The organism is Chitinophaga qingshengii (assembly GCF_014529935.1).
Lineage (GTDB): Bacteria > Bacteroidota > Bacteroidia > Chitinophagales > Chitinophagaceae > Chitinophaga > Chitinophaga qingshengii.
In genome coordinates, this window is sequence record NZ_JACVFC010000002.1 from 427,403 (window position 1) to 440,762 (window position 13,360).

Genomic DNA, 13,360 nt, shown 5'->3' on the forward strand with positions numbered 1-13,360 from the left:
CGAAAAAAGCGCCGGCAGGTACCGGCGCTCTGACTGATAAAAACAATAGTTTACCTACAATACTAACAAACCCAATAGGTTTCTGAACAGGTTACGTACTTCGTAATCGGCAGGGTGCGGTTATTATCAGCTACCGCGATGGTCTGACTGAGGGCCGCAATCTTGATTTTCGCCAGTTTCAGCCTGGATGCTGGTTTCTTTTTCATAATTTACCGGTTTTAATGATTAGAAATACTAACAATTTAGTACAAAGCCGACAGGCTGTAAATCCCGTAAAAAGGGGATTTTCCCTGCGACTTTGCCGCGTGAACGAAAGGCGCCCCAGGATTGTTATCTTATAACTGCCTGTTATATTTTTTTATTATGATAAAAAGCTTTCGAGAATCCCGTGTCTGGAGAAGGATCAGTATCACCCTGCAGCGCCGGTTCAACCTGAATTCCGACACCGCCGATGAAGGTGAGGTCATCAGCAGTATTACTAACAGCTCTGAATTTAAAGGCGCTAACCTGTGGACGTTGATATTTGCCATTTTTATCGCTTCCATCGGGCTCAATGTCAACTCTACCGCCGTTATCATCGGCGCTATGCTCATTTCCCCGCTGATGGGACCTATCATGGGTATCGGTTTGGGTGTAGGTATCAACGACTTTGACCTGCTAAAGAAAGGCAGCCGTAACCTGTTGATCGCCACGGTGATCAGTATTGCCACTTCCACCCTTTATTTTCTGATCACGCCCCTGCATGATGCACAGTCCGAACTGTTGGCCCGAACCACGCCTTCCGTATGGGATGTGTTTATTGCTTTCGTAGGTGGCCTCGCAGGCATAGTAGCCGCCACCCGGCAGGAAAAGAGTAACGTTATCCCCGGGGTGGCCATTGCCACCGCGCTGATGCCGCCTTTATGCACCGCCGGCTACGGGCTGGCCAACGGTAACCTGCTGTATTTCGCCGGCGCATTGTACCTCTATTTTATCAACAGCATTTTTATTTGTTTAAGTACCTTCCTGATCGTTCGTTTCCTTCATTTCCGGAAACGCCGGTTTGAAGACAAATCCTATGAACGGAAAGTATCCAGGTATATCCTCATCATTACCACGCTGACTGTCGTTCCCAGTATATACCTGGCTTATCGTATTGTAGATAAAAGCATCTTTGAAAATAATGCCCGCAATTTTGTGCGCGATGCTTTTAATTTTACCAATACCCAGGTGGTGAATCGTAATTTTCTGTACCACCCACAGCACAAGGAAATCAACCTGCTGCTGATCGGGGCAGAGCTGTCCGACACCACCATTGAACGGATCAGGGCCAGTATGGGGCAATACAAACTGCCGCATACACAGCTGGTAGTCAGACAGGGGCTTAATGCCCGGCAGGAGATCGACTTCTCCCAGATCAAAGCCAGCATACTGGAAGATGTGTTCCGCCAGGATAGTAGCCGGCAGGCCAATACCCAGGCGGCATCACCACAACAGGCTCCTCCCGATCTGACCGGCGAAATGAAGGCGCTGTTTCCCAACTGTCAGTATTACGCGGCTTCTCCTATGGTATTCCGCCGGCCGGACAGCAGCAGTACAGATACCTGTATGGTTGTGATGGCTGGCTTCTCCCGGAAAATAAAACCGGTAGAAAAAATCAAAGTGCAAAACTGGCTCAAACAGCGGTTATCGGTAGACTCCGTCCGCCTGGTGATCCAATAACAAAATAAAAAAATTCCCGGGAGATGTCCAATTTGATAACTTCCATTTGTTAAGGGGTGTTCTGCAACAATATTCCTTCACAACAAAAACAGACACATCATGAAAGAGTTTATGTTGATTTTCCGTCATGAAGATGGGAAAAAAATAGCCTCCCCCGAACAGATGCAGATATGGATGAAACAAACCATGGACTGGATCGGCGGTATTGCGGCACGCAACAAATTTGTAGTCGGCAATGGCCTGGATTTTGACGGCGCCCGCATTGTACATCACGACAAAATGGTCACCAACGGGCCTTTCGGCGAAATCAAGGAAACCCTGGGTGGCTATATTATCGTAAAAGCCGATTCTATTGATGAGGCGGTTTCTTTTGCCCAAGGCTGCCCCATCCTGGCAGGCGAAGGCAATACCGTGGAAGTCAGACGGCTCGTTCACGGCGACGAAATTCCTGGTTAATACAACAGCTCCTGCCTTACACAGGCAGGGGCTTTCTTTCCGGCATGCAACAACCCGCATTAATACCACATTTATTCCGGACAGAGTTCTCCAAAATAACAGCGGTGCTCTGTAAACATTTCGGTATTGATCATATCGAACTGGCGGAAGACATTGCCAGCGAGACTTTCCTGCTGGCAATGGAAACATGGCCCTATAAAGGCGTCCCGGAAAATCCGGTGGCATGGCTATACGTGGTAGCAAAAAACAAAGCGAAAAATTACTTTGCCCGCGCCCATCTCTTCCGTGAAAAAATTGCGCCTGTATTAAAACACGATACCGCCCAGGTAGCGGCCGATATCGATCTCTCCGAAAAAAATATCAGCGACAGCCAGCTACAAATGCTGTTCGCTATCTGTCATCCTGCTATTGCCGGCGAAGCACAGATAGGACTGGCGTTACGCATCCTCTGCGGATTTGGCATCGATGAAATAGCCAACGCTTTTTTGTCGAATAAAGAAACCATCAACAAACGCCTCTTCCGTGCCAGGGAAAAACTACGCACCGAAAAAGTAATCATCGAAATGCCGGATACGGCGGAAATACCCCAACGGCTACACGCAGTGCTCACCACCTTATACCTGCTTTACAATGAAGGCTACTACTCCGAAAGCCAGGATGCCGTTATACGGGAAGAGCTGTGCCTCGAAGCCATGCGCCTCACCAAACTGCTGCTGGACAATTCCCTGACCAACCTGCCACAGGTGAACGCACTCATGGCGCTGATGTGTTTTCATGCATCCCGCCTGCCTGCCAGGAAAGATGCCAACGGCGCACTGGTCCTCTATGAAGACCAGGACGAAAAGCTGTGGAACCGTACCCTGATCAGTGAAGGCGCCTGGTACCTGCATGTTGCGGCACAGGGTAATACTCTCTCGCGTTACCACCTGGAAGCTACGATCGCCTGGTGGCATACCATCAAGGAAGACACACCCGAAAAATGGGACAACATTCTGCAACTGTACAACCGGCTGCTGCAGCTACAGTATTCACCGGTAGCGGCATTAAACAGGACTTACGCCTTATCGAAAGTAAAAGGCAACGCCATCGCGATTACAGAAGCGGAGAAACTGGGCCTCACCGGCAATCCCTATTACCATGCGTTATTAGGAGAACTATACCGGGATATTGACACCCGGCAAGCATTGCAACACCTGCAAGCCGCCCTGCATCTTTCTAAAACACAACCGGAAAAACAAACCCTGCAACAAAAAATCGATCATCTGCCAATGACATGATGTTCTACAAAAAAAGAAAACAGATACTCCCGGTAAGCATTGCCAATCGTCAGTTCTTCGGCGCCTATTTGCACTTCCTGCGTATTCAGACTGGTCACATGCCGGAAATTAACCACCACCGACTTACTGATCCGCACAAAAATATCTTGTGGCAATTGTTCCAGCAATGCTTTCAGATTGATGCCCACCATCAGTTTACGATCGGACAGATGTAATACACAATAGTCCTTCACGCCTTCAATATAACGGCAATCGCTGAACACCACCCGGTGCAACCGCCGGTCGGCCCGTACAAATACATGATCCTGCCGCCCTGTGGCTACCTGCTGCTGTTGCAGCCTCCGGTGTCTTTTCAGATCGGCATAGTCCATAGCTTTTTGCACTGCCTGTGCAAAACGTGCAGGATGCACGGGCTTTACAAGGTAATCGATGGCGTTCACATCGTAGCTGTTCAACGCATATTCGGCATAAGCGGAAGTAAAAATTACCAGGGTGTCCTGTGGCAGCCTTCGCGCAAAGTCCAGTCCGGAGCCTCCAGGCATTTCCACATCCAGAAATATCAGGTCTACCGGGTTCAGGTCTATAAAATCTGCTGCTTTGTCCGTTCCGGAGAAGCAGCCCAGCAGTTGCAGTGACACGTCCTGCGCTGCCAGCAACCGGATTTTCTCCCGTGCCAGCGGCTCATCGTCAATTACAATACAGTTCATATATTGAAGGTTAAGGTTACCGTATATACCTCGCCGTTATTTTCCGTACGCAGCGTATGCTGACCAGGATATAACAACGACAACCGGCGACGTACATTTTTCAGGCCTGCCCCGCCATCAGCCACCGGTTCATGTGAGACGGCATTAACACAGGTGAAATGCAGGCTGCCGGGTGCAACGGAAACATGTACATGAATGTAGGCGTTACCGTTATAATTGTTGTGTTTAACTGCGTTCTCCACAAAAGGCATCAGCAGAAAAGGGTGCAGCAATACATCCTTTACACTGTCATCTGCCGTAACACGCACTTCCAGTATATCATGGCGCAGCTGTTCCAGATACAGAAAGTCTTCCATAAAATCCAGCTCCTGACGCAGGCATATCTTACCATTGCCCGACAGGTACAGCTGGTACCGCAATAACCGGGAAAGGGAATGCACCACCGCTGATGCCCGTTGCTGGTCGGTATAAATCAACGTATCCAGGTTATTGAGCGTGTTAAACAGGAAATGCGGCGACAACTGCTTTTTCAGGTTCTCCAGTTCTGTCTGCAAGCTGGCGGTGCGGTGATAGCTGGCCTGCACCCATTGCCAGAATAGCGGTATTGCTGAGGAAGCAGCCACCAGTGACAACATCATCACAAAAAATACTACCATGTCCTTTACCTGATAAGGTGCAAAAGCTTTTCCCGTTTTCAACATCGGTACCAGCAAAGGTTCTGACCAGACCGTCACACCAAACAACAGGGTAATCAGCAGCAATACCAACGCAGCATAGGCATAATACCGGAAGCGCAACAAAAACCGTGGTACCAGCACATACTGGTTCACATAAGGTGCCGTGAGGATAAAAAGGGTCCCCAATATTTTCAGAAGAGGTTGCCACTGCACCTGATAGTCGTTCATGCCAACAATGAAGTATAACACCACGGCAGGTGTCAAATGTTGCAACACAGTTTTAATTATTTTCCGCCGGCTCGCTTTCATTTCCATCATTTTCCGAAAGCCGCCCGGTAAACGAAATGAATAGTTCGCCACACCAACCGGCTGATTTGATCTACCATAATACGCGGCCCACCTGCTCCTACCCCTATCCCGACATTGTTGCCCCCGGAGGATGGTTGACCGTCTTCATAAGCCGCTTCCTATAATAGCGGTCACCCCATAACGGCATCCTCCCTTCATTTGTAAAAAAATCACATGAGAAACTACTGCTTAGGACTAGGACTCCTGCTGGCCGTTTGTGCCTGCAAAAAGAAAGACAAAGAAGACACCACCCCTCCCGTGCCCCTCAAAACTGAAAAAGTAGAAAAACAGATCGTTGTTCTTACGGATCAAATGAAAGTTCCGGGCATCGCCGTCGCACTGGTGGGACCGGATGGTGTGGTGTGGTCAAAGACAGCCGGCGTGGCTAATACCAGTACCAAAGAACCGGTAACCCCCAAAACCGTATTTAAGCTGGGGTCCCTGGCCAAACCATTTATTGGCCTGAGTATTATGCGCCTGGTAGAAGAAGGTAAATTAAACCTCGATACTGACATCAACACCTATCTGCCATTTAAGGTGCAGAACCCTAAAAACCCGGGCAAAAAAATTACGCTACGGTTATTGATGTCACACACTTCCGGTATTGTGGACGCGGTTTACGGCAATTTATTGTTCACAAATTTTTTTGTATTTGGGAAAGACCATCCAATGCCGCTTTCAGAATATGTGCGCGAAATGCTCGATCCTTCCGGAAAATTCTATAGCAGCGAATCTTTCGTTGACGACCGCGCCAAACCCGAATTTCATTATTCCAATCTGGCTTCCGCACTGGCAGGCTATATTGTAGAACTTACGACGAAGGAAAGTTTTGACACCTGGACGACCCGTCAATTCATGGCGCCATTGGGCACCACTACGCTGGTATGGCACATGCGCGATTATGCCACACAACCTTTCGCCATGCCATACCACTCACTCCCGCTGCCCATCGCCGATTTCAGCATGGTTGACTATTGTACCGGCGGACTAAACGCAAACCTGACAGATCTCTCTGCTTTTGCCAGCATGCTGGTTAACCGCGGGGCCAAAGATGGCAAACAGATTATCTCTGCCAGTACACTGGATGCCATGGGTAAAGTACAATTCCCCGAAGCACAAGCTGTTTACGGACTATACTGGCAACACAGGAAAGCAGGCAACCAGGATATTTTTGGCCATGGTGGCGATGTCCCGGGCAGCCACGCCATGTTATATGTTAACTACGCCACCAGGCGGGCGGTTGTTATGATGGTGAATGGAGATTTTAAGGATGGTAACGATGACGAATGGTACAAGTTACTGGAGATGATGTTTGAGCTATAGCACCTGAACATTACTTAAACGAAATCTTTCTCCATCAGGCGCCCAAATAAAAGGAGGGTGTATCAAAGTCTGATGCACCCTCCTTTTAATGATTATCGTATAACCTGCAATTGACGACTACCAGCGGGTTTGTGCAGCAACAGGCTATAAATGCGATACTTATCATTGGCAACACCCGTCATCGCCGATTCGCCCCTGAGTTCATCATCTGTCCGGATAAGCCCCACCACTTTTCCGTTTCCAAAAAACCGTAGTTCATAATGTTCCAGCGGCAGCATATCGAGGTGATAATTTTTTATTTCCGCAAACCGGTTCCAGAGATCAGTGGCATCGGCGGGTTTATCGAAGAACATCGCTTGCTGTACCTCTACTTCGCGGTTGTATACCAGTCCTGCTATTTCCTCCATTTTACCGGCTGCCAGCAATTCCCGGTACCGGGTATAGAATGCCAGCACTTCTTTTTTAAGCTGTGTTTTGTCTTCTTTTTTCAGATCCTGGCTTTCGCTCCAGCCTTTAAGCTGGTTGGGTGTGGTGGCATCAAACACGCCTGTAAACTCCAGATAGGGTACACTATCCTGTTGCACCACCGGCGTTTTATAGCGGAACAGCAGTTTATATTCCTCCGGTTTTTCTTTATCATTATCGCCAGCCACTACCTTCACTTCCAGTCCGGAGTTCTTTGCCCGTAAGAAGGAAGCCATTTTATCGTCGTCATCTACCTCCGGAAATACCCGGATGGTAATAGTTTGTTTTCCGCTTTTGAGAATAAAGGAAGATACCGGATAAGTGGCTCCCCCTATGTTTCCCGAGCTATAAAACGAAAATGCCGGCATATCATTTATCAGCACTTCATAGCTACAGTTATAGCTGTTAAGGTCCAGGTAAAAACGGGGCTGATAGTCATACTTTTTGATCAGCTGATAACTGTTGAGGTATTTTTCTTTGATACTATTGGTTCCCTGACCGCAGCTCTGCAGGGGTAGCATCAACATCAGTATACATACAATGGATAAGTTTCTCATTCGTTCCTTTTGGTTAAATATCATTCATCTTCAAATATACCGCAATTTTTACGCCTTAGCCGCTTTTCACTACATTTGCGCCATGCTACGGACGCACAGACCGCATTTCTCATTTGTTAACCACCCTTGCAAAAGTGTTAATGAGTGTTAATCCGGGCTTGCCGGCATAGTACCTTCGGTTATCTTTGTAAGATGGACTTCATTGTTAAACGGATCTGGTGGATCACTATTCCCACTGCGCTGGCGGTACTGGCCTTTCAGTTGTACTGGCTGCGGACAGCCTGGCTGGGACAGCAGGCCAGCTTCGTACAGGTGGCGTCTGACGGTTTACAGAAAGCCTATGACCGTTCCGTGATCAGCTCGGTCAAACAACTGGATAATCCCGGACAACATACAGACACCAGCCAGGCTATCCGCCACAAACGTGCCCTCCAGCTCAGCGCGGGCATCAGTATCCCCGATTCTCTCTTATCTTCAGATTCGGCGGAGGGCAACGGGCTGGTGAAAGTCATCTCCCGGGATAGCAGCGAGGCTAATACGGTGTTTCAGCAAAACTTCCGTTTGCAGGATGCTTCTATAGATATGAACCGGTTCCTGGCCGGCATCTTTGCTTTCAGCAACATGGTGGAGGCAGATACCGCCCTGCTGCGCAAATATTACCAGGAGGAGCTGGACAACCGTCATATTTCCCTGCCTTTCAGGATAGCTATTATTAAGAAAGACACCATCATCACTTCCAATGAACACATAGTGGCTATCCGTTCCACTTCCATACAAACGCCCCGCACCATCATTGCCAGGTTCGAAGGCGGCAGCAGTTTCCTGCTTGCCCAAATATTATGGCCACTGGTATTATCTTTCTGTATGGTGTTACTCATCAGCGGTTGTATATGGGTGTTGTGGCGCATTATCATCCGGCAGAAAAAGCTGGAGACCATGAAAAACGATTTCATCAGTAATATTACCCATGAACTGAAAACGCCGGTAGCTATTCTTACGGCTACCAATGAAGCGTTACTCACTTTCGGCGGCAGCAAAGACCCCGAAAAAACAGCACGGTACCTGCGGCTGGAGCAGGATGAGCTCCATAAACTACAGGGACTGGTAGACAATATCATGGCCCTCACCCGGCTGGAACATGAAGAAGATCCGCCTGCCACTGAAGAAACCGTGGACCTTCCAACGCTGGTAAAATCAGTCGTGGCCCGTTTTTCAGGGCTCCCCGGCGTTACCATACACACGCAGCTGCATGTAACGCAGGAGGATATACGTACACAGCCCGCGGCGTTAAGCACTATCCTGTCCAACCTGCTGGATAACGCGATCAAATACACGCCGGCAGACATTAAACCTGTCACGCTTACAGTAACGGAAACACCGCATTACTACCGCTTCATCATCGAAGACCAGGGCATCGGGATCAATAAAGCGCATCAGCCTTATATCTTTGATAAATTTTACCGGGTTTCCCAGGGTAACCTGCATACGGTTAAAGGTTACGGGCTGGGACTCAGCCATGTAAAAAGCCTGCTGACCAGAATGGGCGGCACTATCAGGGTAGAGAGCCAATCCGGACAAGGCAGTACCTTCACCATAGAACTGGCAAAATGATACCACAACAGATACGTTTATTACTGGTAGAAGACGAGGCCATACTGGCCGGCGTAGTGAAAGAAACCCTGGAGATGAAAGGTTTTGAAGTCATCTACGCCGCCGATGGACAGGAAGGCTGGCAGCTTTACCGCCAGCACCGGCCCGATGTATGTGTGATTGATATTATGATGCCCCGTAAAGACGGGCTCACGCTCGTGCAGGAGATCCGTGCTACAGATCCCCATACCCCGCTGATCTTTCTAACGGCTAAAAGTGAGGTACAGGACGTGCTCAAAGGTTTTCATGCCGGGGCTGACGACTATATCAAAAAGCCTTTCAGCATGGAAGAACTGATGCTCCGGATACATGCCCTGCTGAAACGCACCCTCCCCCCCGCAGCCACACCGATCTCCCAGGGGCAGATAAGATTGGGCGGTTACCTGTTCGACTATCCGCGGCAGGAGCTGCATTTTGGCGGCGAGCCCCAACGCCTTTCCCAACGGGAAGCCGACCTGCTGAAGATGCTGGCCGACAACGCCAATAACATCACCTCCCGCAAGGAAATGCTGCTCAGCATCTGGGGCGATGATAGTTTTTTCAATGCCCGTAACATGGACGTATATATTACCCGCATACGCAAATACCTGCGTCATGATCCCAGCGTCCAGATCGTGAACGTACGCGGCCGGGGCTTTAAATTACTGATCTGATTTTTTTAACATTCATTAAGAGTATATACAGACTCGTTAACCTATTCCCCACAGTGCACCCGGTAATTTTACCGCATGAAAACAATGATGCGAAAAATATACCTCGCGGGTATATTATCTGTTTACGCGCTCTCTTCTATCGCACAACAAATGCAGATCGGCGATGCCGCCACCGGTAAAGCCCTGAGCGGCGTAGCGGTTAAAGTCACGGCTGTACAGGACACCGCCGTTATTCGTACGGCCATGACCGATACACAGGGAAAAGTGTCCTTCTCTTTACCGAATGGTCATTACCATCTATACCTGCATAGCCTCGGCTACGCCGACACCACGCTATCCTTCAGTATCCCCGCCGGCCGCTTTCCGGCATTGCCCGCCTCCATTGGGCTCATAGCCAGCAGCAGACAGCTACAGGCAGTCACCATCAAAGACAACACACCGCCCATACAAATGAAAGGCGACACCATTGAATACAACGCCGGAAAATTCAAAACCAAGGACAACGCCGTTGTGGAAGAATTGCTCAGCAAACTGCCGGGGGTACAGGTAGCGCGCGACGGCAGTATCAAAGCACAGGGAGAAACCGTACAACGTATACTCGTGGACGGTAAGGAATTTTTCGGCAGCGATCCCTCCATAGCCACCCGTAACCTGCCGGCAGATATGATTGATAAAGTACAGATCCTCGATAAACAAAGCGATATGGCCGAATTCACCGGCGTACCCGATGGGAAACAGGCAAAGACCATCAACCTGGTGACCAAAAAAAACCGGAAACGCGGCTACTTTGGTAATGTCAGCGCCGGCGCCGGTACCATGGACCGCTACGAGGGCGGCATCAATGCCAACAGTTTTCTCAACGATATGCAACTATCGTTGCTGCTCAAAGGAAATAACGTCAACAAATCCGGATTCAGTGCGTCCGAACTGCTTAAAATGGCGGCTTCCAATCCGGATATGTTCGACAACCTGCCACCCGCAGCATTGTCTGAACTGATGCGTATGAAAGGGGTAAAAATATCCGGCACCCCGGAAACCCTCGCTGAAATAGCCCGTCCTATCGGCCTTACAGACACCCGCTTTGGTGGTGTTAACTTCAACAATGACTGGAACAATGGTTTCAAACTACGCAGCAGTTATTTCTTCAACGAAACCAACACCCGCGATAACTACGACTACGCCCGTCAATACCGGCTCACAGATACTGCCTATAATTATCTGCAAAACGGTAATTCCGCCAACTACAGCATGAACCAGCGGATAGATCTCAGCGCGGAAACACCGCTCAATGCCCGTACTACGCTGAAACTGATACCACATGCAGACCTCAATCATTTCAACAACAGTGGAGACCGCCTGTTCCACTCCTATTCAGCAGACGGCCTTACGCTGCTCAACCAGGGCGATCAAAACACCCATACCTCCGGTGATAACCGCCTCGGTAGTATGGAAGTTCAACTACGCCACCGCCTGGCCAAAGCCGGCCGCACCCTGATGTTGACGGCCAAACCGGAATATTACGAAAACAATACGGTATACCTCAACCGGTTCAACAGCACTTTTTTTCATCTCCCTACAGGAGAAAAAACAACCCATGTAGATCAACAACAAATCAGTAAAGCCAATATTTCCAGCATCAGCGGTAATATCGTTTATACGGAACCGTTATCCCGTCCGCTGAGTTTGCAGCTGGGGCAACAGCTTTATTACAGCAACGGCATCTATGACAGACAAACCAACAATCGCAGTGCCGGCGGCGCCTATGATGAACCAGACCTGTTATACAGTGACCATTACAACACCCGCAGATGGCAACAAACCACCAAAGCCTTACTGGCAGGTAACTATAACCGTTTCCGTTATACCGTTGGCGCCGGCTGGCAACGCAGTACCCTTAACGGCGGCTCCGATCTGAAAGGCTATCACATCGACCGCCAATTCCAGGCCTGGCTACCGGAAGCCTACGCCGAATGGAAAACCGGCGGCAGGCAGAAACTAACCTTCCGTTACAACACCGTGGCCACTATACCGGCTGTCAGCAACCTTCAGCCACTGACAGACAATACCGATCCGCTGTATGTGCGTCGTGGTAACGCTGCATTGGACCAGGAAAAAAGTCACCGCTGGTCGCTGTCGTTTAATGAAGTATCGCCGGGTTCCGGCAATGCCATCTATGCTACTGCGGGCTTCGACTGGTACAGCAGCCAGGTAGCCGATAGTACCAGTATCGATAAAAATACCGGGCAGCAACTGATTATCCCCGTGAATGTACGCGGTAACTACCAGGCTTCGTTTGCGGCTGGCAAAAGCCTTACCATCGGGCCCCGTAACTCTTCGCTGTCGCTGGGCTTCAACGCTACCTATGCCCGTAATACGTTGTTTAACAACGGAGAAAAAAACAGCAATACTGTATTGATGTTATCTCCCGATGTGCAGGTCAACTATTATCCGGCGAACCGCATCAGCCTCAATGCTACCGGTAACGCTACCTGGAACAACCGCCGTTTCGCTATTCGTAACGGACTGCCGGAAAAAAACTGGTTGCTCCGCTACAGCCTGGAGAGTATCGTTATCCTACCCTGGAACATGACGCTGGAAGCCAGCCTGGAAGGCTTTACCGCATTGGGCCTCGCCTCCGGATACAATAACACCATCCTATTGTTAAATACTTCTATTAATAAAGAAATAGGTAAACATTTTTCGTTGCAGCTGGCTGCCAAAGACCTGCTGGATAATAACGCCGGTATCAACCGCATTACCGGTAACGGCTATATCGAGGATCGCAAAAACACCGCACTGGGACAATATTTCCTGCTCAGCGCCATCTATAAATTCAGACATTTTCCCAAATCAAAAAACAAATGATTATGCTTCGCACAAACAACTTCCTGCTGGCGGTATTCCTCCTGCTGGGATTTTCCGCTACGGCACAAGACAAAACACAAGGTGTAATACATTACGACCTCACCATGTTTCTGCATGCTTCGCTTAAACCGGACCAGCTTCAATACAAGGACATGATACCGGAAACCGCCAGCAGTCAGGAAATCCTGTATTTCAAAGGCAACAAATCCAAAACATCCGTTAAACAACCGGAGCAGGTTAAAACAGAAGAAGGCGCCAATGTGCACATACAGATGGGGGATAGTGAAACGGCATTTTATGAAGATGGCGCCAGTGGCAAGGCCTGGGCGCTGACGGAAGCCAACGGCAAAAAAAAGCTCACAGAAAGAGAACATCCTGCATCAGCCCAACCAGGTACCGGCACCCGCAATATTCTTGGTTTTACCTGCAAAGCCGTTATTGTCAAGAGTAAGGAAGGCCCCCTCACCCTGTGGGTAACGCCGGATCTTCCGTTCAGAGGCGGTCCGCTGCACACCTGGACATCCGATGGCGCCGTGCTGGGAGTAGACTCCAAAAAATTCAAAGCCATCGCTACTGCTATCAATTATGAACCAATAAAGGACGAAGAAGTCATCATCCCCTCTTTATAAGCAATTTTTAAAACAAGAAGGGCAGCATTCCTGCTGCCCTTCGCTTTTGCTG

The 13,360-nt window shown here is 49.2% G+C and carries 12 protein-coding genes; 8 read left to right on the forward strand and 4 right to left on the reverse strand.

Going from position 1 to position 13,360, the window contains the following annotated elements:
• Positions 1-62 precede the first annotated feature (62 nt).
• Entirely contained in the window at positions 63-206 is a 144-nt protein-coding gene (locus tag ICL07_RS17010) for a hypothetical protein (protein WP_188089223.1), read from the reverse strand.
• Between the two features lie 157 nt (positions 207-363).
• Here ICL07_RS17010 and ICL07_RS17015 point away from each other — a divergent pair, with 157 nt between their 5' ends.
• The 3 genes from ICL07_RS17015 (at position 364) to ICL07_RS17025 (ending at position 3,434) form a co-directional block, all read left to right on the forward strand.
• Positions 364-1,701: a TIGR00341 family protein gene (locus tag ICL07_RS17015; RefSeq protein WP_188089224.1), complete on the forward strand. Its 1,338-nt coding sequence runs from the start codon at positions 364-366 to the stop codon at positions 1,699-1,701.
• A 99-nt stretch (positions 1,702-1,800) separates the two neighbouring features.
• Positions 1,801-2,157, forward strand: coding sequence for a YciI family protein (locus tag ICL07_RS17020; protein WP_188089225.1), 357 nt, complete (start codon positions 1,801-1,803; stop codon positions 2,155-2,157).
• Between the two features lie 44 nt (positions 2,158-2,201).
• Positions 2,202-3,434, forward strand: a complete 1,233-nt coding sequence (locus ICL07_RS17025) for an RNA polymerase sigma factor (RefSeq protein WP_188089226.1) — start codon at positions 2,202-2,204, stop codon at positions 3,432-3,434.
• On the opposite strand, the gene ICL07_RS17030 is transcribed toward ICL07_RS17025, so the two are convergent.
• Complete coding sequence (locus tag ICL07_RS17030; protein WP_188089227.1) at positions 3,416-4,141, reverse strand: LytR/AlgR family response regulator transcription factor; 726 nt, start codon at positions 4,139-4,141, stop codon at positions 3,416-3,418. The two genes, ICL07_RS17025 and ICL07_RS17030, sit on opposite strands and share 19 nt — an antisense overlap.
• The gene (locus ICL07_RS17035) at positions 4,138-5,094 is read right to left on the reverse strand and encodes a histidine kinase (RefSeq protein ID WP_188089228.1); all 957 of its coding nucleotides are present in this window, start codon (positions 5,092-5,094) and stop codon (positions 4,138-4,140) included. The genes ICL07_RS17030 and ICL07_RS17035 overlap by 4 nt, the downstream gene beginning before the upstream one ends.
• A gap of 246 nt (positions 5,095-5,340) precedes the next feature.
• On the opposite strand from ICL07_RS17035, the gene ICL07_RS17040 reads away from it, so the two are divergent.
• Positions 5,341-6,489 (forward strand): serine hydrolase domain-containing protein, encoded by a 1,149-nt coding sequence (locus tag ICL07_RS17040; RefSeq protein WP_188089229.1) that lies wholly within the window; start codon positions 5,341-5,343, stop codon positions 6,487-6,489.
• A gap of 92 nt (positions 6,490-6,581) precedes the next feature.
• Here ICL07_RS17040 and ICL07_RS17045 read toward each other — a convergent pair whose 3' ends face one another.
• Positions 6,582-7,511: a hypothetical protein gene (locus ICL07_RS17045; protein WP_188089230.1), complete on the reverse strand. Its 930-nt coding sequence runs from the start codon at positions 7,509-7,511 to the stop codon at positions 6,582-6,584.
• Positions 7,512-7,703: 192 nt separating this feature from the next.
• On the opposite strand from ICL07_RS17045, the gene ICL07_RS17050 reads away from it, so the two are divergent.
• The 4 genes from ICL07_RS17050 to ICL07_RS17065 all read left to right on the forward strand — a co-directional run bounded on the left by ICL07_RS17050 (position 7,704) and on the right by ICL07_RS17065 (position 13,308).
• Positions 7,704-9,122, forward strand: a complete 1,419-nt coding sequence (locus tag ICL07_RS17050) for a sensor histidine kinase (RefSeq protein WP_188089231.1) — start codon at positions 7,704-7,706, stop codon at positions 9,120-9,122.
• Complete coding sequence (locus tag ICL07_RS17055) at positions 9,119-9,814, forward strand: response regulator transcription factor (RefSeq protein WP_188089232.1); 696 nt, start codon at positions 9,119-9,121, stop codon at positions 9,812-9,814. The genes ICL07_RS17050 and ICL07_RS17055 overlap by 4 nt, the downstream gene beginning before the upstream one ends.
• 75 nt (positions 9,815-9,889) lie before the next feature.
• On the forward strand, positions 9,890-12,679 hold the full coding sequence (locus ICL07_RS17060; RefSeq protein ID WP_188089233.1) for a TonB-dependent receptor: 2,790 nt from the start codon (positions 9,890-9,892) through the stop codon (positions 12,677-12,679).
• A gap of 2 nt (positions 12,680-12,681) precedes the next feature.
• Complete coding sequence (locus ICL07_RS17065; RefSeq protein WP_188089234.1) at positions 12,682-13,308, forward strand: GLPGLI family protein; 627 nt, start codon at positions 12,682-12,684, stop codon at positions 13,306-13,308.
• Positions 13,309-13,360: the final 52 nt, after the last annotated feature.